The sequence below is a fragment of the Aquipuribacter aurantiacus genome (genome assembly GCF_051216895.1).
Classification (GTDB): domain Bacteria; phylum Actinomycetota; class Actinomycetes; order Actinomycetales; family JBBAYJ01; genus Aquipuribacter.
Window position 1 is genome coordinate 121,440 of record NZ_JBPKAO010000005.1, and the last position, 22,677, is coordinate 144,116.

Sequence of the window (22,677 nt, forward strand, 5' to 3'; positions counted from 1 at the left end):
TCGTCCGCCTCCTACCAGCCGCTGGGAGAACCCACGCGCATGTCTGTCACCACCGCACCTCCCCGCACCACCCCGGACCCCGAGGGCGCCCGGCTGACGGCCCGCAAGCCGCGCTACGGCGAGAAGGTGCTCACGGCGCTGCTCTTCGCCTGCGCGGCCGTGTCCGTGTTCACCACGGTCGCGATCGTCTACGTGCTGTTCGAGGAGGCCATCGACTTCTTCCGGCTCGACACGATCTCGTTCGTCGAGTTCATGACCGGCACGGTCTGGCAGCCCTTCGGCGACCCCGAGGGGAACGCCTTCGCCGTCGGCGTCCTGCCGCTGCTGAACTCCACCCTGCTCATCACCGTCATCGCGATCCTCGTCGCCACGCCCCTCGGCCTGGGTACCGCGATCTACCTGTCGGAGTACGCCAAGCCCAAGGTCCGCCGGGTCATCAAGCCCGTGCTGGAGCTGCTGGCGGGCATGCCGACCGTCGTGCTGGGCTTCTTCGCCCTGACGTTCGTGACCCCGCTGCTGCGCGACCTGCTGGGCATCGACCGGGTCCCCATCTTCAACGCGCTGAGCGCGGGCCTGGTCGTCGGCGTCCTGATCGTGCCGACCATCGCCTCCATCTCCGAGGACGCGATGACCGCCGTCCCTCGTGCGCTGCGTGACGCCGGCTACGGGCTGGGTGCCTCCCGCAGGCACGTCGCCCTGCGGGTGGTGTTCCCCGCGGCGCTGTCCGGGATCGCGGCCGCCATCCTGCTCGGCTTCGGCCGGGCGATCGGTGAGACGCTCATCGTGTCGCTGGCGGCCGGCAACCTGCCGCCCCGGGACATCCCCACCGCGGACCCGCTGCAGCAGATCCAGACCATGACGGCCTACATCACCCAGGCCGTCGGCGGCGAGAGCTCCCGGGGGTCGGTGACCTTCCAGTCCATCTTCGCCGTGGGTGCGCTCCTGTTCCTCATCACGTTCCTCATCAACCTGATCGCCATGCGGATCGTCCGTCGCTACCGGGAGGTGTACTGAGATGGTGCTCACCAGCCCCGCCAGCGTCGTGCGCAAGCACAACGAGAACCTGGACCTGCGCCCGCCCGCCGGGCGCAAGGTCCGCGAGACCACCACCGTGACCGTCCTGGTCGTCGCCACCGCGCTCGCCCTGGTGGTCCTCGGGACGCTGATCATCGACATCCTCATCGACGGGTCGGGGCGGTTGAGCCTCGACTTCCTCACCACCTACACCTCTCGCGACCCGGACGTCACCGGGATCCGGGCGGGCCTTACCGGGACCCTCTCCCTGATGGTCCTGGTCGCCCTCATGACCTTCCCGGTGGGGGTCGGGGCCGCCGTCTACCTCGAAGAGTTCGCCCCCAACAACCGGATCACCCGGCTGCTGGAGACGAACATCAACAACCTCGCCGGGGTCCCGTCCGTCATCTACGGGCTGATGGGTCTGTCGATCTTCATCGTGACGTTCGGCCTCGGACGGTCCTTGATCGCCGGAGCCCTGACCCTCACGCTGCTGGTCCTGCCGGTCGTCATCGTGGCCAGCCGCGAGGCCCTGCGCTCGGTCCCGCGGGAGATCCGCAGCGGCGGCCTGGCCCTGGGGGCGACCCCGATCCAGGTCGCCTTCCGGCAGACGCTGCCCGCGGCGATCCCGGGCGTCATGACGGGGACGATCCTCGCGCTGTCGCGGGCCATCGGGGAGACGGCGCCTATCCTCGTGGCCGGCGCGGTGTTCTCCCGACGGGCCGACAACGAGCCGTGGAACCTGTCCGAGGCCTACACGGCGATCCCGATCCAGATCTACGACTTCATCAAGCGGCCGCAGGCGGAGTTCCAGATCGAGGTCGCCGCCGCGGCGATCATCGTCCTCATGGCGCTCCTGCTGCTCATGAACTCGACGGCCATCTTCATCCGCAACCGCTACACGAGGACCTACTGATGAGCGACAGCATGGACACCAAGACCTCCGTGACCGCCCAGGGCTCGACGGCGGCTGCCCCCGACACGACGGGAGCGGGCATCAACCTCGACGTCAGCGCCCCCGTCACCCGACGGGTCCGCTCCGACCGGCCGGCCATCGACCCCGGGCACTCCGGTGACGACGTCGTGTTCGGCGTGGACAAGGTGTCGGTGCACTACGGGTCCAACCTGGCGCTGACCGACGTGTCGATGAAGATCAAGCGGCGCGAGATCACCGCGTTCATCGGCCCGTCCGGCTGCGGCAAGTCGACGTTCCTGCGGTGCTTCAACCGCACCAACGACCTGATCAGCAGCGCCAAGGTCGGTGGCCGGATCGACTACCACGGCCAGGACCTGTACGCGAAGGACGTCGACCCGGTCGAGGTGCGTGCGCGGATCGGCATGGTCTTCCAGAAGCCGAACCCGTTCCCCAAGTCGATCTACGACAACCTCGCGTTCGGGCCCAAGGTCAACGGGATGAAGATCGACATGGACGCCACGGTCGAGTCCACGCTCAAGCGGGTCGGCCTGTGGGACGAGGTCAAGAACAAGCTCAAGGACAACGCCTACAACCTGTCCGGCGGCCAGCAGCAGCGTCTGTGCATCGCCCGCGCCCTGATGGTCGAGCCCGAGGTCATCCTCATGGACGAGCCGTGCTCGGCCCTGGACCCCATCGCCACCGCCAAGATCGAGGAGCTCATGCACGAGCTCAAGGGCGACTACACGATGGTCATCGTCACGCACAACATGCAGCAGGCGGCCCGGGTCAGCGACCGCACGGCCTTCTTCACCGCCGAGGTCGAGCAGGAGCACGACGTCCGCTTCGGCCGGCTCATCGAGTACGGCGACACGACGAGCATCTTCAGCAACCCGGTCGACCCGCGCACCGAGGACTACATCTCGGGCCGCTTCGGCTGAGCTCCACCCGTCGCAGCACGGCCGTCGGGGCCGCCACCGTCACGGTGGCGGCCCTGCTGCTGTCCGTCCCGGCCCGCCGGGGGGCCCTCCTGCGTTCGTTGTCCAGACGTTTGTCATGCGTTCACCCGGATGGATGCGCTCCTGCATAGGTTGCGGGAGCAACCCGACCTGGCAACGCGACGAGAGGGGTGTCGGGTGACCGACAACCAGAAGCACGACGGCACGCACGACGACGACCACCAGCAGTCCGGCCGCGGGTTCTCCCGGCGCGGCTTCCTCGGCGCCGGGGCGGGTGGCCTCGCCTCCGCCGTGGTCGTCGGGACCGGCCTCCGCCCGGCCGGTGCGGCGGTGGCCCCCGCCGGGGCCTACGTCCCGCAGGGCGCGCTGAGCGCCGCGGACCCGCACGCGGCCACCGCCGCCCTGAGCCCGCGCGTGGCCGCCCGTCGCGCCGCCCGGGAGGGCCTGGGCGTCAAGATCCTGCCCCTCGACCGGGCCACGTTCCGCCCCGGCGCGCGTTTCGACCTGCGCGTCGAGGTCACCGGGGTGGACCCGGAGTCCAGCCGGATCCGGATCACGGTCGAGGGCCCGAGCGGCCCCGTCCCGCTCCTGACGGGCGACCCGGTCCGCACCTCCAACCTGCCCGACAGCGTCGAGGTCGAGTACGAGGGTCTGTCCTACCCGGACGCCGGCACGTTCACCGTGTCGGTGAACGTCAACTCCCGCACCGGGCGTGGCGTCGGCAGCGTCACGCACGAGGTGCTCGCCCTGGACGCGCCGGCCCGCCCGGCCAAGAACGTCATCTTCTTCCTCGGTGACGGCATGGGCGCGGCCCCCATCACCGCGGCGCGCATCCTGTCCAAGGGCATCACCGAGGGCAAGTACAACGGCTTGCTCGAGATGGACCGGATGGACTACCGCGGTCTGGTCATGACGTCCGGCGACGACTCCATCGCCACCGACTCGGCCAACTCGATGTCGGCCTACATGACGGGGCACAAGTCGTCGGTCAACGCCATGGGCGTGTACGTCGGCAACTCCCAGGACCCCGACGACCACCCCCGGGTCGAGACGCTCGCCGAGATCCTCAAGCGCACCCGCAACATGGCGGTCGGGGTCGTGACGACCAGCGAGATCCAGGACGCCACCCCGGCCGCGGTGTGGGCGCACACCCGCCGCCGCGCGGAGTACGTCGACATCATGGACCAGGCCCTGCTGCCGGAGCAGATGCCCGACGTGCTCCTGGGTGGTGGCCGGGCGTCGCTGCTGCCCCGGTCCACGCCCGGCTCCCGTCGGCAGGACGAGCGCAACCTCATCGAGGAGTTCCAGGACGAGGGGTTCGCCTACGCCGCCGACCGGAACCAGCTGTCCGCGGCCCTGGGCGGCAACCCCGAGAAGCTCCTCGGGCTGTTCCACAACGGCAACCTCAACGTCTACGTCGACCGCGAGGTCACCCGTGACGCCGCGGTGCTTGGTCAGTTCCCCGACCAGCCCACCCTCATGGAGATGACCGAGGCCGCGCTGGAGGTGCTGTCGCGCCGCGACGAGGGGTTCATGCTCATGGTCGAGGCGGCCAGCATCGACAAGATGTCGCACCCGCTGGACGGTCCCCGTGCCGTCTACGACACCATCGAGTTCGACCAGGCCCTCGGCGTCGCCAAGCGCTGGGCCGAGGCCAACGGCGACACCCTGGTCGTCGTCACCGCCGACCACAACCACTCGATGAGCATCGTCGGCACCCACGACCGCCGCGACGACCCGACCCCGGACCGACAGGGCAACGGCGTGTACGCGGAGGCCGGCTTCCCGACCTACACCGACACCAACGGTGACGGGTTCCCCGACGACCCGAACCCGGACGTGCAGCTGTTCTTCGGCTGGTCCAACCACCCCGACCACTCCGACGACTTCCAGCACAACGCCCGGTTCGCCCAGCCGGCGCTGATCGACGCCACCGGCCGCGCGGTCGACAACCCGGCGCGCGACCCGGGGGCCCTGGTCCAGATCGGCAACCTGCCCTACAACCAGACCAACTGCGTGCACACCGTCGAGGACGTGTACGTCATCGCGTCCGGGGCGGGGGCCGCGAAGTTCAACGGCGTCCTCGACAACACCGAGGTGTTCCACGCCATGGTCGACGCGCTCGGGCTGGAGATCCCGCAGGTCGCGGGGGCGTCCGCGCGGGCCGCCAGCGCGACCACGACCGCGGCGCCGGTCACGCCCGCACCCGCCACGCCCGCACCCGCCACGCCCGCACCCGCCGCGCCGGCGCCGGCCGCCACGCGCGTCCCGGCCCGCAGCCGGGGCTGACCCACCCGGCACCGCACCGCACCAGCGGCCGCGCCGCCCTTCCCGGGGCGGCGCGGCCGTCGTGCGTGCGGACCCGGTTCGCCGTCGCCTCGCCCGCGTCGACGGCGTCGGGCTCACCGTGGTCGTCGACGTGGTCGTGCGCCCCGCCGCGGCGGCTGCGTCAGCGGCGCGGCCGCACCCCGCTCGCCCGTACCCTGGGCGGGTGCCCGAACCGACCGTGTCCTCCGGCCTGCGCCTGCACGACAGCCTGAGCCGCACCACCGCCCCGCTGGACCCCGTGGTCCCCGGTCACGTCGGCATCTACGTCTGCGGCGCGACCCCGCAGACCAGCCCGCACATCGGCCACGTGCGCGCCCAGGTCGTCTACGACGTGCTGCGCCGCTGGCTGCTGCACTCCGGCTACCAGGTGACGCTGGTCCGCAACGTCACCGACGTCGACGACAAGATCCTGGCCAAGGCCACCGAGGCCGGGCGGGAGTGGTGGGCCCACGCCTACCGCTACGAGCGCGAGTTCACCGCGGCCTACGACGCGCTGCGGGTGCTGCCGCCGACGTACGAGCCGCGCGCCACGGGCCACGTCACCGAGATGGTCGAGCTGATGCAGCGTCTCGTGGACGCCGGCCACGCCTACGCCGTGCCCGGCACCGCCGACGTCTACTTCGACGTCCGCAGCTTCGCCGCCTACGGCCGGTTGACCCGGCAGGGCCTGGACGAGCTGGAGCCCGCCGACGACACCGACCCCGCCCTCGCCGGTCGCAAGCGCGACCCCCGTGACTTCGCGCTGTGGAAGTCCGCCAAGGACTCCGAGCCCGCGACCGCGTCCTGGCCGACGCCGTGGGGCCGCGGCCGGCCCGGCTGGCACCTGGAGTGCTCGGCCATGGCCACCCGCTACCTGGGCGCGGAGTTCGACGTCCACGGCGGCGGCCTGGACCTGCGCTTCCCGCACCACGAGAACGAGATCGCCCAGTCCAACGCGGCCGGGGACCCGTTCGCGCGGGTCTGGCTGCACTCCGCCCTGCTGACCACGGCGGGGGAGAAGATGAGCAAGAGCCTGGGCAACTCGCTCGGCGTGGCCCACCTGCTGCAGCAGGTCCGCCCCGAGGTGCTGCGCTACTACCTGGTGTCCGCGCACTACCGCAGCAACCTGGAGTTCTCGGACACCTCGCTGACCGAGGCGGCGGCGGCGTGGGAGCGAATCGAGGGGTTCCTGCGCCGGGCGGGGGAGCTGCTGGGACCCGACCAGGTCGGGCCCGGAGCCCCGGCCCCGGACGTCGTCGCCGCGGGCCGACCGAGCGACGACTTCGTCGCCGCGGGCCGACCGAGCGACGACTTCGTCGCCGCCATGGACGACGACCTGTCGGTCCCCTCGGCCCTGGCCGCGCTGCACGGGGTGGTCCGGGACGGCAACGCCGCGCTGGCCGCCGGTCGGCGCGACGCCGTCTCCGCTGCCGCGAGCAGTGTCTGGGCCATGGCGTCGGTGCTGGGGATCGAGCCGTCGAGGCTCGACGCCGGCTCCTCGGACTCGAGGACGGCGCTGGACCGGCTGGTCCGGGCCGAGCTGGACGCCCGAGCCGCCGCCCGCGCCGCCAAGGACTGGACCACCGCCGACGCCGTCCGGGACCGCCTGGTCGCCGCGGGCGTGGTCATCGAGGACACCGCCGAGGGCGCACGCTGGTCCCTGGCCGACCGCACCACCACGAGCACTTCACAGCAGGGAGACAGCTGATGGCTGGCCAGACCGGACGACGAGGTGCGGTCCGCCGCGGCAAGAAGGGCCCCAGCGTCGGCAGCGGCGGGCAGCGTCGCAAGGCGCTGGAGGGGCGCGGGCCCACGCCCAAGGCGGCCGACCGGCCCTCGCACCCGGCCAACGACCGCAAGCTGGCCATCGAGTCGGCCGAGAAGAAGGCCGAGCGCGACGCCAAGGCGCTCGCCGGCATGCGCAAGGGGCGGCCCGGCAGCGGGCCGGGCGGCTCGGGCGGCGGTGCGTACCGTCCCGGTGGGCGACCCACCCGGGCCGGGCAGGGTCGTCGCTCGGGCACCGGCTCGGAGTACGTCGCCGGTCGCAACTCCGTCCTCGAGGCGCTGCAGGCGGGCATCGGGGCGACCGGCCTCTACCTGCAGGACGGCCTTGACTCCGACACCCGGGTCCGCGACGCCGTCCGGCTCGCCTCGGACGCCCGGATGTCCGTGCTCAGCGTCGGCAAGGGCGACCTCGACCGGCTCACCGACGGTGCCGTCCACCAGGGCATCGCGCTGCAGATCCCGCCGTACGACTACGCCCACCCCGACGACCTGCTGCAGGGCCGCACACGCAGCGACGTCGTGATCATCGCCCTGGACGGCGTCACCGACACCCGCAACCTGGGCGCCGTCGTCCGCTCCGCCGGGGCGTTCGGCGCCGCCGGCGTCGTGGTGCCCTCGCGGCGCAGCGCCGGGATGACCGCCGGGGCCTGGAAGGCCAGCGCCGGCGCGGCCGTCCGGGTGCCCGTGGCCCGGGCCGCCAACCTGGCCCGTGCGCTGCAGGCCTACAAGGACGCCGGGCTGATGGTCGTCGGCCTGGACGCCGAGGGCGACGTCGAGCTGCCCTCGCTGGACGTCGAGGGCACCGGGGTCTGCCTGGTCGTCGGGTCCGAGGGCGAGGGCCTCAGCCGGCTGGTCCGGGACCTGTGCGACACCGTCGTCTCGATCCCGATGGCCGCCGAGACCGAGTCGCTCAACGCCGGCGTCGCCGCCGGCATCGTCCTGTACGCGGTCGCCCAGCAGCGCTGAAGGCGCCCCCGCAACACCGCTCCACGAACGCAGCACGCCCCCGACCGGCCGGTCGGGGGCGTGCTGCGGTGACCCCTCCCGGCGTGCCCTGACCGCGGGGGGACAACCGTCTGCGGGCGGGTGGCAAGGATTGACCTGATGGGCACCTCGATGGAAAGTTTTTACCCAAAGGTCCTTCCGGACCGCGTGCGGCCGGTGCTAGCGTCCGGAAGCGATCGAACGTCAGAGATTCGATCAGAAGCAGTCATCAGGCGCATGACTACGGGCGTGCCCCCGCGCTGTCCGTCGTCCCGCGACGCCACGACCCCTGGAGCCCCCCTGTGCAGCCCTCGGCACCCACCGGCCACGTCCCCACCTTCGAGCACGAGGTCGTCAGCCGGCTGCAGCAGCTGTCGGTGCTCGCGGAGGACGGGGGCCTGGACGCGGCCGTCGAGCTGCTCGCCACCGCCATCGCCCGCGGTGGGGTGGTGCACGCGTTCGGCACCGGTCACTCGGAGGCGTTCGCGATGGAGGTCGCCGGTCGCGCCGGGGGCCTGATCCCCACCAACCGGATCGCCCTGCGCGACGCGGTGCTGTTCGGCACGCACGCCCTGGACGAGCTGGGCGGCAACCCCCCGCTGGAGCGCGACCCCCGCATCGCCGAGGACCTCTTCGCCACGGTCCGCCGCGAGCCCGAGGACGTGTTCGTCATCGCGTCGAACTCCGGCGTCAACGGCTCCGTGGTCGGGATGGCGTTGCTGGCCAAGGAGCACGGCCACCCCGTCGTGGCCGTCACCAGCCTGCTGCACACCGCCGGCGTCGTTCCCAAGCACCCCAGCGGCAAGCGGCTGTCCGAGGTGGCCGACGTCGTGCTGGACAACCTCGCCCCCTACGGCGACGCCACGCTCGACCCCGTCGGTGGGGTGCCGGTGGGGGCCGTGTCGTCCATCACGTCCGCCTACCTCGCCCAGCTGCTGACCATCGGGACCGCGACCCGCCTCGCCGAGCAGGGCCTCGAGGTGCCGCTGTACGTGTCGGCGAACGTGCCGGGCGGCGACGAGCACAACCACGAGCTCGAGGCGAGGTACGCCGGACGCATCCGGCGCGGTGCCTGACCCCGGTGCCCGGCCAGCGGGCCGGGCAGACGACCTGACCCACCCACCACCGACCGACGGAGCCGACGATGACCGACACGACCGCCCGAAGCCCCTTCCACCGGCGACAGTTCCTGCGGGCGTCCGCGGCCGCGGGGGTGGCCGCCCCGCTCAGCATCACGCTCGCCTCGTGCGCAGCCTCCGGCAGCGGGCCGTCGACCCCCGAGTCCGGGGCGGCGGCGCCCGCGACGGGGCCGGTCGACGCCGACAACCCGTTCGGCGTCACCGAGGGCAGCATCGACGCGGTCATCTTCGACGGCGGCTACGGCGTGGACTACGCGGAGTTCGCGGGCGGTGTCCTCGGTGAGCTGCACGCGGGCTCCACCGTCGACATCACCGCCTCCACCACCATCGCGCAGCAGATGCAGCCGCGCTTCGTGTCGGGCAACCCGCCGGACCTGCTAGACAACTCCGGCGCCGGCGCCATCGGGCTGTCTGCCATCGTCGACGACCTCGAGGACCTCCAGCAGGTCATCGACGCACCCAACGTCGACGGCGACGTCATCGCCGACACCCTGTACCCGGGCGTGCTGGACGTCGGGATGTACAACGGCAAGCTGGCCGCCATCAACTACGTGCTGACCGTGTACGCACTCTGGTACTCCCAGTCGCTGTTCGAGGCCAACGGCTGGGAGCCGCCGCGCACCTGGGAGGAGGCGCTGACCCTGGGCGCCGCCGCGCAGGAGCAGGGCAAGTACCTGTTCACGTGGGGCACCGAGGCCGCGTCCTACTACCTGACCCTGGCCGTGGACTCCGCCATCAAGCAGGGCGGTGACGAGGTCCGCCTCGCCATGGACAACCTGGCCGCCGACGCATGGAGCCTGCCGGCCGTCACCGACGTGCTGGCCGCGATGGAGCAGGTCGTCGAGCGCGGCTACATGCGCCCCGGAGGTGCGGGCACGCAGTTCACCGCCGCCCAGGCCCAGTGGAGCCAGGCGCAGGAGGCGCTGCTGTACCCGTCGGGGTCGTGGATCGAGAACGAGATGAAGGAGCAGACGGCCGAGGACTTCGTCATGACCGGTGCACCCGCGCCCCTGGTGAGCGACGACTCCGCGCTGCCCTACGAGTCCATCCGCAACACGCCCAACGAGCCCTACGTGGTGCCCAGCGACGCCGCCAACGTCGCCGGCGGCAAGGAGATGCTCCGCGTCATGCTGTCGCCGGAGACGGCCACGGAGTTCGCCCGCACCAAGCTCGCCTCCACCATCGTGCGCGACACCGTGCCGGAGGACGCGTTCGGGTCCACCGCTCTCGCGGCCCAGATCGACATGCTCGAGGCCGCCGGCGACCAGACGTTCTCCTGGAACATGGTGTCGACCTACGGCATGACGGCCGAGGTCAACGTGCTGTTCAACAGCTTCCTGTCCGGGGAGTCCGACGCGGCCACCCTGGCCACCGGCATGCAGGAGCTGTTCGACCGGATCCGTGAGGACGACGCGATCGTGAAGATCGAGATCGCCTGATGGTCGGGCGGGCCGGGTTCGACCGGGTGAGCATGATCGTGGTGTTCCTGGGCCTGCCCTTCGCCCTCTACGTCCTGCTGGTGCTGTACCCGTTCACGCAGGCGGCGTACTACTCGCTGACCGCGTGGACGGGCTTCAGCGCCGAGCAGCCGTTCATCGGGCTGGGCAACTACGCGCGGCTGGCCTCCGACGACCGGTTCCTCACCGCACTCGGCAACAGCGCGACCCTGCTGCTGGTCGTGCCCGTCGTCACCCTCGTGCTCAGCTTCGCCCTGGCCGTCCTCGTCACGTTCGGCGGGTCGACGCACGGCGGGGTGCGCGGGCTCGGCAGCTCCGGGTTCTACCGGGTGGTCTCGTTCTTCCCCTACGTGGTGCCGGCCATCGTCATCGGCATCATCTGGAGCCAGATCTACAACCCGGCCAACGGCCTGCTCAACGGGGCCCTCACCTCGCTGGGGTTCGACCGGTTCGCGGACTTCGCGTGGCTGGGGGACCCCGACACGGCCATGACCGCGTCCATGGTCGTCATCGTCTGGTCGTTCATCGGCTTCTACATGGTGCTGTTCGTCGCGGCGATCAAGGGCATCCCCGCCGAGCGGTTCGAGGCCGCGCGCCTGGACGGCGCGGGGCGGTTCCGCTCGGCGGTGCACGTGGCCCTGCCCGGCGTGCTGGGCAGCGTCCGCACGGCCTACGTCTACATGGGCATCCTCGCCCTGGACGCGTTCGTCTACATGCAGGCGCTCAACCCCAGCGGCGGCCCCGACAGCTCGACGCTGGTCATCACCCAGCAGATCTACACCACGGCGTTCTCGCAGGGTCAGTTCGGCGTGGCCTGCGCCATGGGCGTCGTGCTGGCCCTGGTGACGTTCGGCTTCGTCACCGCCGTGCTGTCGGTGTCCCGCCTGCTCGAGCGGCGGCTCGGCGCATGAGCGCCACCGACGTCCGCCGGCCGGGGACCCACCCGGGTCGCGCCGGGCGCCCCGGTCCCGGACGCACGGGCGCCGTGCCCCGGGGTGAGCGCGCGGTCTCGACCACGTCGCACGCCATCCTCGTGGTGTGGACCGTCCTGGTGATCGCCCCGCTGCTGTGGACCCTGATGTCGTCGCTGAAGACCTCGCAGGAGATCTTCGCGTCGCCGTTCTCGCTGCCGGCCTCACCGCAGTTCGGCAACTACGTCAGCGCCTGGAACACCGCCGGCATCGGCCGGTACTTCCTCAACTCGGTGCTCGTGGTGAGCAGTGCGCTGGTCATCACCATGCTGCTCGGGGCGATGTCCGCCTACGTCCTGGCCCGGTTCACGTTCCCCGGCCGGGCCGTCGTCCGGACCCTGGTCGTGGCCGGGCTCACGTTCCCGGTGTTCCTGGCCGTGGTGCCGCTGTTCTTCATCCTGCAGCAGCTCGGGGTGCTCAACACCCTGCCCGGCCTGATCGCCGCGTACGCCGCCTACGCCTACCCGTTCACGGTCTTCTTCCTGATGAGCTTCTTCGCGGACCTGCCGGGCGAGATCGCCGAGGCGGCCGCGCTGGACGGGGCGGGGGAGTGGCGGACGTTCTTCCAGGTGATGCTGCCCATGGCGCGACCGGGCATGGCGTCGGTGGCCATCCTCAACTTCGTCGGGCTGTGGAACCAGTTCCTGCTGCCGGTGGTGCTCAACTCCGACCCGGACTCCTACGTCCTCACGCAGGGCATGGCCTCGTTCGCGTCGCAGGCCGGCTACTCGGTGGACTTCGGTGCGCTGTTCGCCGGGGCGGTGCTCACCATCATCCCGGTGCTCGTGGTGTACCTGGTGTTCCAGCGCCGGCTGCAGGGGTCCGTGGCGCAGGGGACCCTGAAGTAGTGCGCGAGGTGCAGCCGTGACCCCGGGCCGGCCCGGGGCGCCGCGGGTCGTGCGCTCCACGACGGTCGTGGACGCGGCCGGGACGGTGACCGACGCCTGGGTGAGCAGCCGCGACGGCCGGATCACGGCCACGGGGTCCGGGGACGGCTGGCGGGAGCACGCCGACGGCGCCGAGGTGGTCGACGGCGGCGGTTGCTACCTGGTGCCGGGCTTCGTCGACCTGCACGTGCACGGCGGTGGGGGCCACTCCCACGAGGACGGCCCGGCGGGCGTCCTGGGGGCCGCGGCCGCGCACCGCCGCCACGGCACCACCCGGTCGGTCATCAGCTTCGTGTCCGACACGGTGGACGCGCTGTGCGAGCGGCTGGCCACGGTGGCGGAGCTGTCGCAGACCCACCCGCAGGTGCTCGGCAGCCACCTCGAGGGGCCGTTCCTGGCGCAGGCGCGCAAGGGCGCCCACGACCCGATGCGGCTGGTGGACCCCACCCCGGAGCGGGTGCACCGGCTGCTGGACGCCGCCCGGGGCACGCTGCGGCAGGTGACGCTGGACCCGCTGCGTGAGGGCGCCGAGGCGGCGGCGGCGACGTTCCGCGAGGCCGGCGTGCTCGTCGCGGTCGGGCACACCGACTGCGACCACGGCACCGCCTCGCGGGCCTTCCGTGCCGGGGCGAGCCTGCTGACCCACGCCTTCAACGCCATGCCGGGCATCCACCACCGTGCGCCCGGTCCCGTCGTCGCCGCCCTCGACGACCCCTCGGTCACCCTGGAGCTGATCCTGGACGGCGAGCACGTGCACCCGCGCGTGGCTGCCGTCCTGCTCGCGGCCGCGCCGGGCCGGGTCGCCCTGGTCACCGACGCCATGGCTGCGGCGGCGGGCGAGGACGGTCGTTACGACCTCGGCGGGCTCGAGGTGGTCGTCGCGGGCGGGCGCGCCGTCGTCGCCGGTACCGACACCCTGGCCGGGTCGACGCTGACCCTGGACCGGGCGCTGCGGGTCGGCGTCGCGGCCGGTCTGCCGCTGGTGGACCTGGTGGCCGCGGCCACGTCCACCCCGGCGCACGCGCTCGGGCTGGGGTCGGTGCTCGGCCGGGTGCAGACCGGGTTCGTCGCCGACCTGGTCCTGCTCGACGCGTCGCTGGAGGTCGTGCAGGTCCACTCGTCCGGGTTGCGGCTGCCGTGACGAGGCCTCCGGGAGCCGAGACGGAGGACCGGAGGCTGCTGCTGGCCGTCGACGCGGGCGGGTCCAGCACCCGGGCCGTGCTGGTCGAGCCCGACGGGCGCTGCCTCGGGTACGGGCTCGGTCCGGCCGGCAACCCCACGTCTGCCGGACCGCAGGGGGCCCTGGCGGCCATCGCGGGGGCCGCCGGGGCGGCGCTGGCCCAGGCCGGGCGCCCCGCCTCGGTCGTCACCGACGTGCTGGTCGCCCTCGCCGGGGCCCGCGGGCTGCTGCCCACCGACGTGCTCGCCGGCTCGCTGGGGTTCGTCGGACCGCCTGAACGGCTCCGGACGGTTTCCGACATCCTCGCGATGTACCACTCGGGCGCGCGCGAGCCGAGCGGCGGCGCCGTGGTCGCCGGCACCGGGTCGGTGGCCGCGCGGGTGGTCGGCGGCGAGGTCGTCCGGGTCCACGGTGGCTCGGGCTGGCTGCTGGGCGACGCCGGGTCGGGCTTCGACGTCGGTCACCGCGTGGTGCGGGCGGTCGTGGGCGAGCTGGACGGCATCGCCCCGGCCACCGTCCTGACGCCCCTGCTGCTCGCCGAGCTGGGGATCGACCGCGACGACTCGCTGCGACGCGGGCGGGTCGTGGCGTTGGACCGCTTGATGGGCCTGCTCTACCAGCGACGGCCGGCTGAGCTGGCGCAGTACGCCCCGCTGGCGTTCGCGGCCGCGGGTGACCCGGTCGCGGAGGCGGTCGTCGAGCGGGCGCAGGACGACGTGGCCGTGCTCGTGAGGGTGGCGCGGGCCGGCGCCGGGCCGCTGGTGCTGGGCGGCGGGGTGATGCTGCACGGCTTGCTCGCCGCCGGGCGCCCGCGGTCGGCGGCCCTGGCCGAGGCCATGTCGGGTGCGGACGCCCGGTACGCCCGTGACGGCGCGGTCGGGGCCGCCGTCGCCGGGCTGTCCCGTCCCGGCTGGCCGCTGGACGCGACCGTCTTCCAGCGGCTGCGGTCCGGCGTGGCCGATCAGGAGCAGGTCCGGGTGGCGGTCGGGCCCGGTCCGGACGCATGAGGTCGGAGCGCCTGGTCCGGGTGCTGGGCATGGTGGAGGAGGCGGGCCAGGTCACCGTCGAGCAGGTCACCGACCGGCTGCAGGTGTCGGCCGCGACCGCCCGCCGGGACCTCAACGCCCTGGCCGAGCGGCGGCTGGTCCTGCGGACCCACGGCGGCGCCGCGGCGGCCCGACGCGGGTACGAGGTTCCGCTCGGGGCGGGTTCGGGCGTCCGGGCGCGCGCCGAGCGGGCGATGGCCCGGGCCGCGGTGGCGCAGGTGGGGGTCGGCGACGTGGTGGGGGTGAACGGAGGGCCGGCCACGGCCGAGGTGGCCCGCCAGCTGGCCTCGACCGACCGCCTCGCACCGCCCGGCGGACCCGGTCTGACCGTGGTGACCAACGCCGTCGACATCGCGTACGCGCTGTGCGCCCGGCCCCACGTCCGCCTCGTCCTGACCGGGGGCACGGTGCTCCCGCGCTCCTACGAGCTGGCGGGTGGGGCCGCCCGCCGAGGCATCGAACCCCTGGTGCTGGACGTCGCGGTGCTCGGGGCGCACGGGGTCAGCGACCGCTTCGGGGTCACCGCGTCCGGCACCGACGAGGCCGACGTGGCGCGGGCCCTGGCGGCCGCGGCCCGTCGGGTCGTCGTCGTCGCCGGCGCCGCCACCCTGCAGGTCGACGCCCCGGCCCGGTTGCTGGGGCTGGCCGGGGTCGACGTCCTCGTCACCGACACGACCCCCGACGCCCGACTGCGCGACGGGCTGGACCGCGCCGGGGTCAGGGTCGTCGTCGCCGGGTAGCGCCGCGACCGGAACGTGAGGCCGTTGACCTCAGGTGTGCCGGGAGGTAATTTCCCTTGTCATGCAGATTGAGGGAACAAAGTGACAACGCCGTCCGGTCCCTGCGCCCCCAGCCGTCGTGGTGTCCTGGGCGGTCTCGCCGCGCTGGCAGGCGCCGTGGCGGTGGGCGGCCCCGCGGCCGGGGCGACCGCTGGGCCCGGTCGTGCGCCGGGCCGGGAACGGGCCTACGCCCGCACCACCATCCGGCGGATGACGCTGGAGCAGAAGATCGGCCAGCTCATGACGGGCTACGCCTACGGCGCCACGCCCGACACCGCCGACGCCCGCAACGTCGCGCTGTACGGGGTGGCGACCCCGGCGGAGGTGGTGCGCGAGTTCCACCTGGGTGGGGTGATCTACTTCGCCTGGACCGACAGCGTGCGGGACCCCCGGCAGATCGCGACCCTGTCCAACGGCCTGCAGCAGGCGGCCCGGGGCAGCGGTGCCGGCGTCCCGCTGCTCATCTCCACCGACCAGGAGCAGGGTGTCGTCACCCGCGTCGGCCCACCGGCCACCCCGTTCCCCGGCTCCATGGCGCTGGGCGCCGGCCGCAGCCCCGACGACGCCCGCACCGCTGCGGCGATCACGGGACAGGAGCTCGCCGCGATCGGCATCAACCAGGACTTCGCGCCCGTCGCCGACGTCAACGTCAACCCGCTGAACCCCGTCATCGGGGTGCGGTCGTTCTCCTCCGACCCGGACCTGGTCGCCGAGATGGTGGCCGCCCAGGTCCTCGGCTACCAGCGCGACGGCGGCATCAGCGCCTGCGCCAAGCACTTCCCCGGCCACGGCGACACCGCCACCGACAGCCACACGGCGCTGCCGACCATCGACCACACCCGCGCCGAGTGGGAGGAGGTCGACGCACCGCCCTTCCGTGCCGCGATCGAGGCCCAGGTCGACAGCGTCATGACCGCGCACATCCTGGTCCCCTCGCTGGACGCCTCGGGAGACCCGGCCACGTTGTCGGCGCCGATCATGAGCGGGGTCCTCCGCGGTGAGCTCGGCTACCGCGGCGTCATCATCACCGACAGCCTCGAGATGGCCGGGGTGCGGCAGCAGTACGGCGACGCCGAGGTCGCGGTGCGCGCTCTCGAGGCGGGCGCCGACGTGCTGCTCATGCCCGCCGCCCCGATGGCCGCCCGGCAGGCGCTGCTGGACGCGGTCGCCTCGGGCCGGTTGACCGAGGACCGGCTCGACGAGAGCCTGGAGCGGGTGCTGGCGCTGAAGTACCGGCGTGGCCTCGTGGCCGGGTCGGAGGTGGACCTGGCCGGGATCGCGGGCGTGGTGGGGACGGCCGAGCACCTGGCGACGGCCCAGCGGGTCAGCGACCGGACGGTCACGCTGCTGCGCAACGCCGACGACGTGCTGCCGCTGACCGCCGGGGCCAGGTCGGTGCTGGTCACCGGTTGGGGCGTGGCCACCACCGCCGCCGTGGGCCAGGCCCTCGGTCGCCGCGGCCACACCCCCGTCGTGCTCGAGACGGGTGCCCGGCCGACCGCCGCCCGGATCGCGGCCGCCGCGGCCGACGCCGCCACCCGCGACCTGGTGGTGGTCCTGACGCAGAAGGCCTGGGACGCCGGGGTGACCGACCCCGGGCGGCAGCAGCAGCGGTTGGTGGCCGAGCTCGTCGCCACCGGGACACCGGTGGTGCACGTCGCCGTACGGGACCCCTACGACATCGCCTACCTGCCGGACGTCACCACCTCGCTGGCCACGTACTCCTACACCGCGGTGTCGATGGAGTCCGCAGTGAGGGTGCTCCACGGCGAGACGCCGCCCGAGGGCCTGCTCCCGGTCGACGTGCCCGTGGCCGGCGAACCCGACGAGGTCCTGTTCCCCTTCGGCTTCGGGGGGACCTGGTGACCGGGCCCGCGCGCCCCGGCCCGGACCACGGCTCCTCGGGCGGCGCCCCCACAGCCGGCATCGGCCGGCGTGGGCTGCTCGGGGCCCTGGGGGCCGCCGGGGCGCTCGTCGCCCTTCCCGGCCTGTCCACCCCGGCGGCGGCGTCCTCCGCCGGCGCGGCCACCCGTCCGGGCGGCGTGCGACCGGGGCGGGTCGTGCCAGGGGTCGACGTCCTCGCCGCCCGAGGGTGGTCCGACCTGGCCGGGCAGCGGGTCGGTGTGATCACCAACCCGACCGGCGTCCTCATGGACCTGCGCCACGAGGTCGACGTCATGGCCGCGAGCGGCGTCGTCGACCTGGTCGCGGTGTTCGGGCCCGAGCACGGTTTCCGGGGCACGGCCCAGGCCGGCGACTCCGAGGGCACCTACGTCGACGAGCGGACCGGCGTCACGGTCTACGACGCCTACGGCGCCGACGCCGCCGCACTGGCGGAGCTGTACCGCACGGCCGAGGTCGACACCGTGGTCTTCGACATCCAGGACGCCGGCTCCCGGTTCTACACCTACATCTGGACGATGTACGACGCCATGGTCGCCGCGGCCCGCACCGGCGTCCGGTTCGTCGTCCTCGACCGCCCCAACCCGGTCGGCGGGTACGCCCGCGGTCCGATGATGACGACGCCGTTCACGACCTTCGTCGGCAAGAAGGAGATCGTCCAGCAGCATGGCATGACCGTCGGCGAGCTGGCGCGGTACTTCGACGCCGAGTTCCTGCCCGCCGAGGCCGGCAACCGGTTGAGCGAGCTGCACGTCGTGCAGGTCGAGGGCTGGCGCCGCGAGATGGTGTTCACCGACACCGGCCTGCCGTGGGTCGCCCCCAGCCCCAACATGCCCACCCCCGACACCGCCCTGCTGTACCCGGGGACCTGCCTGTTCGAGGGCACCCTCAGCTCGGAGGGCCGCGGCACCACGCGGCCGTTCGAGTGGGTCGGCGACCCGGCCTTCGACTCCCGCTGGGCCGAGGCGGTCGGGACGTACGACATCCCCGGGGTGGCCGTGCGGGAGGCCTACTTCACCCCCACGTTCAGCAAGCACGCCGGTGCGGTGTGCGCCGGGATGCAGGTGCACGTCACCGACCCGATCCGGGTCGAGGCCATCACCGTCGCCGTCGCCATGCTCGTCGAGGCCCGACGGCTCTACCCGGAGTTCGCGTGGCGCCGGGACGCCTGGGACACCGCGCGGCCCTTCTGGGTCGACAAGCTGAGCGGGTCCACCCGGCTGCGCGAGATGGTCGACGCCGGCGCGAGCGTCGCCGAGGTCGAGGCGGCCTGGGCCGACGAGCTGGCCGGCTTCGAGCGACGGCGTGGACCGCACCTGCTCTACCGCGGGCGACGTCGGTGACGGGCCACCGGGGCGCCGGGACCGGCACGGTGGCCGTGGTCGCCGGTCTGCTGGTGACCGCGTTGCTGGTGACGGCAGCCGGGGTCGCCCCCGTGGCGGCGAGCAACCGTGCGGAGGTTCCTGCCGCCCGCTTCGACGACCCGCACCGGGGCTTCGCGCCGGCCTCGACGCTCCTGCACGACAGCACCCCGGCCGCGGCCGGGCTCGACCCCGCCCCGATCCGAGCCGCGCTGGCCGCGGTCGAGGGCTGGACCGAGCCGTCGGGACCCACCGGTCAGGTGCGCCCGCTGACCGCGGGCGCCATCACGGTGATGGCGCACGACGGGGCCGTCGTGGCCCGCGAGGCCACCGGCTGGGCGCTGCGCTACGCCGACGGCGCGGGTACCGAGCTGCCACGCGAGCAGTGGGTACCAGTCACCGAGGACACCGTCTACGACATGGCGTCGGTGTCCAAGCTGTTCACCTCCGTCGTGGTCATGCAGCAGGTCGAGGCCGGTCGGGTCGACCTCGACGCCCCCGTGGCGACCTACCTGCCCGCGTTCGCAGCCAACGGCAAGGGCGAGGTCACGGTGCGGCAGCTCCTCACCCACACCGCCGGGCTGCCGTCCTGGCTGCCCCTGCACAGCGCCTACCCGGACCGGGCCTCGCGCCTGGCCGCCGTGCTGGCCGCCGCGCCGGTGTCCGGACCGGGGGAGCGGTACCTGTACAGCGACATCGGGCTGATCACGGTGGGCCTGGTGGCCGAGCAGGTCACCGGCCAGGGCCTGGACGAGCTCGTCGCGGAGGGCATCACCGGACCGCTGGGCATGCTCGACACCGGGTACACCCCGACCGGCAGCCAGCGCGACCGCGCCGCCGCCACCGAGTTCCAGGCCGTCCCGGCGCGAGGCATGGTGCGGGGCGAGGTCCACGACGAGAACGCCTGGTCGCTGGGCGGGGTGGCCGGTCACGCCGGGGTCTTCTCGACCGCGGCCGACATGTCGGTCCTGGCCCAGGCCGTGCTCAACGGCGGCACGTACGCGGGCGCGCGCGTCCTGTCCCGCGCCTCGGTCGAGGCCATGGTCACCGACGAGAACGCGGCCTTTCCGGGGCAGGACCACGGGCTCGGGTTCGAGCTCGACCAGCGCTGGTACATGGCTGGTCTGTCAGGTCCGCGCACCGCCGGGCACACCGGGTACACCGGCACCTCGCTCGTCCTGGACCTCGACTCCCGCTCCTTCGTGGTCCTGCTGAGCAACCGTGTGCACCCCTCACGGGCGTGGGGCTCGGTGAACCCCCTGCGTCGTGCGGTCGCCCAGGGGCTGGCGACGGCCATGGCCGTACCGCCCCGCCACGGTCCCACGGCCTGGGCCGCGGCCTCGACCGACTCGACCACGTCCACCCTGCAGGTCCCGCTCGACCTGCCCGCCACCGGTGGTCGGCTGACGTTCGACGTCTTCGTCGACACCGAGAGCACCGACGTCCTCGCGCTGGAGTCCTCCTCCGACGACGGCGACACCTGGCAACCCGTCCCGTTCACCACCCGGCAGCGGGGCGGGAGGGTCGAGCACGACGGCACGGTCGCCGCGTCCGGGCACCGCACCTGGTGGCCCGCCCGGGCGGACCTGCGACGGGCGGACGGGACGGCCGGCGAGCTCCTGCTCCGCTGGCGCTACAGCACGGATGCGGCCAATCTGGGCCGCGGCGTCCTCGTCGACGGGGTCCGGGTCGTGACCCGCGGCGGAGCCGTCCTCGACGGCGAGCGTCGCCCCGAGGCCTTCACGACGACGGGATGGACGGCGGTTGAGCGCTGACACCGAGGCCGACGTCGACGTGGTCCTGCCCGCGCAGGCCCGGGCCCGGACCACGACGACCGCGCCCCTGCTCGTGCGGCTGCGCACGCTGCTGCCGTCGCTGGCCCCGGCGGCGCAGCGGGTGGCCCGTCGGGTCCTGGACGACCCGATGGGCGCGTCGTCGTTGACCATCACCAGGCTGGCCGAGGAGGCGGACACCTCCGTCACCACGGTCAACCGGTTCTGCAAGGCGCTCGGCCTGCCCGGCTACCCGGAGCTGCGGCTGTCCCTGGCCGCCGAGACCGGTGGCCCGGCCCCGCGGGAGCAGGTCGGCGCCGACATCGGTCCCGACGACACCCTCGACGACGTGGTCGCGAAGGTGGCCTACGCGGACGCGCGGGCCGTCGAGGAGACCGCCCAGCAGCTGGACACGGGCGTGCTGCGCGACGTGGTGCAGGCGCTGGCCGACGCGGCCCGGGTGGACCTGTACGGCGTCGGCGCCTCGGCGTTCGTGGCGATGGACCTGCAGCAGAAGCTGCACCGGATCCGGCGGGTGTGCTTCGCCTGGGCCGACCCCCATGTGGCGGTCACCAGCGCTGCGCTGCTCGGGCCCGGTGACGTCGCCGTCGCGTTCTCGCACACCGGCACCACCACCGAGCCCGTCGAGGCGCTGCGCCAGGCGGCCCGGGCGGGCGCCACGACCGTCGCCATCACCAGCCACCCCGGATCGCCGTTGGCCGCGGTGGCCGACCACGTCCTGACGACGGCCGTCCGGGAGACGACGTACCGGTCGGGGGCGATGGCGAGCCGGATCGCGCAGCTGACGCTGGTGGACTGCGTGTTCATCGGGCTGGCGCAACAGGACCTCGAGCGCACCCGAGCGGCCCTGGAGGTGACCTACGCCGCGGTCCGCGACCACCACGTGGACCCCCGGCAGGTCTAGTCCAGGTAGCCGACGATCGGCACGGGCTCGGTGTCGTCGCCACCCAGCACGGCCTTCTCGTCGCGGCGGTGGGGCAGCTGGTCGGCCAGGTAGTTGCGCATCGCCTCGTCCAGGCCGACGTCGTGCCCGGCCGCCTCCGACATGAACCAGCGGTGCTGCAGGACCTCGTGGAACACCTCGGCGGGCTCGAGCTTGCCCCGCAGCTGCGGTGGCACGGATCGGACCGTCGGCTCGAACACCGTGCTCAGCCAGGTGTGCGCGACGATCTCCTCGTCCTCGCCCTGCAGGTCGTTCGCGGCCGAGAACGAGTCCATGTCGTTGAGCAGGCGACGGGCCTGGTTCTCCTCGACGTCCAGGCCGGTCAGGCGCAGCAGCCGGCGGGTGTGGTGGCCCGCGTCGACCACCTTGGGCTGGATCTGCACCGACGTGCCGGTGAAGTCGGTCGTGATGGCCAGCTCACCCACGTCGAAGCCCAGCTCGTTGAGCCGGCGGATCCGGGCGTCCACCCGCCACCGCTCGCCGAAGTCGAAGGACTCCTCGTCGGTCAGCTCCCGCCACAGGCTCTCGTAGCGGTGCACGATCCGGTCGCTGGCGGCGAGGGGGTCGAAGTCGGCGTCGAGCAGCTCACCGGCCTGCAGGTCGAACATCTCGCCGGCGATGTTCACCCGGGCCAGGTCGACGTCGTACGCGCGCTGGCCGTCGGTGAGCGACGGGTGCAGCTCGCCGGTCTCGGCGTCGACCAGGTACGCGGCGAACTCGCCCGCGTCGCGGCGGAACAGCGTGTTCGACAGCGAGACGTCCCCCCAGTAGAAGCCCGTCAGGTGCAGCCGCACCAGCAGCACAGCCAGGGCGTCGATGAGCCGGGTCGCGGTGTCGGGTCGCAGGGTCTGGCTGAACAGGGCGCGGTAGGGCAGCGAGAACTGCAGGTGGCGGGTGATCAGGGCGGCCTCGAGAGGTTCGCCGTCGGCGTCGTGACGCCCGGACACCACCGCCGTCGGCTCGACCGACGGCACGGCGAGTCGCCGCAGGTTGCGCAGCATCTGGTACTCGCGCCGGGCGACGTGCTCGGTGATCTCCTTGACGGCGTAGACCTTGCCGCTGATCCGGACGAACCGGACGACGTGCCGGCTGATGCCGCGGGGCAGCGCGGCGATCCGGTCCTCGGGCCAGGTCTCCAGCGGCAGCTCCCAGGGCAGGTCGAGCAGGCCGCCTTCGGCGGTGGTCGACGTGATCTGCAGGGAGCTGGTCACGGGGGTCATGCTTCCTCATCGTGGGGCGTCGCTGTCGCTGGGGCGA

The 22,677-nt window shown here is 73.2% G+C and carries 18 protein-coding genes; 17 read left to right on the top strand and 1 reads right to left on the bottom strand.

All coding sequences use genetic code 11. The features are described from left to right. Positions 1 to 39 precede the first annotated feature (39 nt). The 17 genes from pstC to ACR80Q_RS08895 all read left to right on the top strand — a co-directional run bounded on the left by pstC (position 40) and on the right by ACR80Q_RS08895 (position 21,381). On the top strand, positions 40 to 1,014 hold the full coding sequence (gene pstC, locus ACR80Q_RS08815) for a phosphate ABC transporter permease subunit PstC (RefSeq protein ID WP_435377227.1): 975 nt from the start codon (positions 40 to 42) through the stop codon (positions 1,012 to 1,014). Position 1,015: 1 nt separating this feature from the next. Continuing rightward, on the top strand, positions 1,016 to 1,930 hold the full coding sequence (gene pstA / locus ACR80Q_RS08820; protein WP_435377228.1) for a phosphate ABC transporter permease PstA: 915 nt from the start codon (positions 1,016 to 1,018) through the stop codon (positions 1,928 to 1,930). Continuing rightward, positions 1,930 to 2,868: a phosphate ABC transporter ATP-binding protein PstB gene (gene pstB / locus ACR80Q_RS08825; protein WP_435377229.1), complete on the top strand. Its 939-nt coding sequence runs from the start codon at positions 1,930 to 1,932 to the stop codon at positions 2,866 to 2,868. Before pstA ends, pstB begins: the two co-directional genes overlap by 1 nt. 195 nt (positions 2,869 to 3,063) lie before the next feature. Continuing rightward, positions 3,064 to 5,175: an alkaline phosphatase gene (locus ACR80Q_RS08830; RefSeq protein WP_435377230.1), complete on the top strand. Its 2,112-nt coding sequence runs from the start codon at positions 3,064 to 3,066 to the stop codon at positions 5,173 to 5,175. Positions 5,176 to 5,377: 202 nt separating this feature from the next. Then, positions 5,378 to 6,901: a cysteine--tRNA ligase gene (gene cysS, locus ACR80Q_RS08835; protein WP_435377231.1), complete on the top strand. Its 1,524-nt coding sequence runs from the start codon at positions 5,378 to 5,380 to the stop codon at positions 6,899 to 6,901. Further along, positions 6,901 to 7,944, top strand: coding sequence for a 23S rRNA (guanosine(2251)-2'-O)-methyltransferase RlmB (gene rlmB, locus ACR80Q_RS08840; protein WP_435377232.1), 1,044 nt, complete (start codon positions 6,901 to 6,903; stop codon positions 7,942 to 7,944). The genes cysS and rlmB overlap by 1 nt, the downstream gene beginning before the upstream one ends. Positions 7,945 to 8,264: 320 nt before the next feature. Continuing rightward, a complete protein-coding gene (locus ACR80Q_RS08845; protein ID WP_435377233.1) occupies positions 8,265 to 9,038 on the top strand; it encodes a sugar isomerase domain-containing protein in 774 nt (257 codons plus the stop codon). A 68-nt stretch (positions 9,039 to 9,106) separates the two neighbouring features. Next, positions 9,107 to 10,540, top strand: a complete 1,434-nt coding sequence (gene ngcE / locus ACR80Q_RS08850) for an N-acetylglucosamine/diacetylchitobiose ABC transporter substrate-binding protein (protein WP_435377234.1) — start codon at positions 9,107 to 9,109, stop codon at positions 10,538 to 10,540. Then, positions 10,540 to 11,469: a carbohydrate ABC transporter permease gene (locus ACR80Q_RS08855; RefSeq protein WP_435377235.1), complete on the top strand. Its 930-nt coding sequence runs from the start codon at positions 10,540 to 10,542 to the stop codon at positions 11,467 to 11,469. Before ngcE ends, ACR80Q_RS08855 begins: the two co-directional genes overlap by 1 nt. Beyond that, positions 11,466 to 12,377 (top strand): carbohydrate ABC transporter permease, encoded by a 912-nt coding sequence (locus ACR80Q_RS08860; RefSeq protein WP_435377236.1) that lies wholly within the window; start codon positions 11,466 to 11,468, stop codon positions 12,375 to 12,377. The genes ACR80Q_RS08855 and ACR80Q_RS08860 overlap by 4 nt, the downstream gene beginning before the upstream one ends. 16 nt (positions 12,378 to 12,393) lie before the next feature. Beyond that, positions 12,394 to 13,557, top strand: coding sequence for an N-acetylglucosamine-6-phosphate deacetylase (nagA, locus tag ACR80Q_RS08865; RefSeq protein WP_435377237.1), 1,164 nt, complete (start codon positions 12,394 to 12,396; stop codon positions 13,555 to 13,557). Then, positions 13,554 to 14,603: an N-acetylglucosamine kinase gene (locus ACR80Q_RS08870; RefSeq protein ID WP_435377238.1), complete on the top strand. Its 1,050-nt coding sequence runs from the start codon at positions 13,554 to 13,556 to the stop codon at positions 14,601 to 14,603. Before nagA ends, ACR80Q_RS08870 begins: the two co-directional genes overlap by 4 nt. Further along, the gene (locus ACR80Q_RS08875) at positions 14,600 to 15,382 is read left to right on the top strand and encodes a DeoR/GlpR family DNA-binding transcription regulator (protein WP_435377239.1); all 783 of its coding nucleotides are present in this window, start codon (positions 14,600 to 14,602) and stop codon (positions 15,380 to 15,382) included. The genes ACR80Q_RS08870 and ACR80Q_RS08875 overlap by 4 nt, the downstream gene beginning before the upstream one ends. 81 nt (positions 15,383 to 15,463) lie before the next feature. Continuing rightward, positions 15,464 to 17,287 (top strand): glycoside hydrolase family 3 protein, encoded by a 1,824-nt coding sequence (locus ACR80Q_RS08880; protein ID WP_435377240.1) that lies wholly within the window; start codon positions 15,464 to 15,466, stop codon positions 17,285 to 17,287. Then, the gene (locus ACR80Q_RS08885) at positions 17,284 to 18,666 is read left to right on the top strand and encodes an exo-beta-N-acetylmuramidase NamZ family protein (protein ID WP_435377241.1); all 1,383 of its coding nucleotides are present in this window, start codon (positions 17,284 to 17,286) and stop codon (positions 18,664 to 18,666) included. The genes ACR80Q_RS08880 and ACR80Q_RS08885 overlap by 4 nt, the downstream gene beginning before the upstream one ends. Beyond that, a complete protein-coding gene (locus ACR80Q_RS08890) occupies positions 18,663 to 20,459 on the top strand; it encodes a serine hydrolase domain-containing protein (protein WP_435377242.1) in 1,797 nt (598 codons plus the stop codon). The genes ACR80Q_RS08885 and ACR80Q_RS08890 overlap by 4 nt, the downstream gene beginning before the upstream one ends. Beyond that, positions 20,449 to 21,381, top strand: coding sequence for a MurR/RpiR family transcriptional regulator (locus ACR80Q_RS08895; protein ID WP_435377243.1), 933 nt, complete (start codon positions 20,449 to 20,451; stop codon positions 21,379 to 21,381). The genes ACR80Q_RS08890 and ACR80Q_RS08895 overlap by 11 nt, the downstream gene beginning before the upstream one ends. Here the strand turns inward: ACR80Q_RS08895 and ACR80Q_RS08900 are convergent. After that, the gene (locus tag ACR80Q_RS08900) at positions 21,378 to 22,640 is read right to left on the bottom strand and encodes a DUF4032 domain-containing protein (protein ID WP_435377244.1); all 1,263 of its coding nucleotides are present in this window, start codon (positions 22,638 to 22,640) and stop codon (positions 21,378 to 21,380) included. The genes ACR80Q_RS08895 and ACR80Q_RS08900 overlap by 4 nt on opposite strands. Between the last annotated feature and the right edge of the window lie 37 nt (positions 22,641 to 22,677).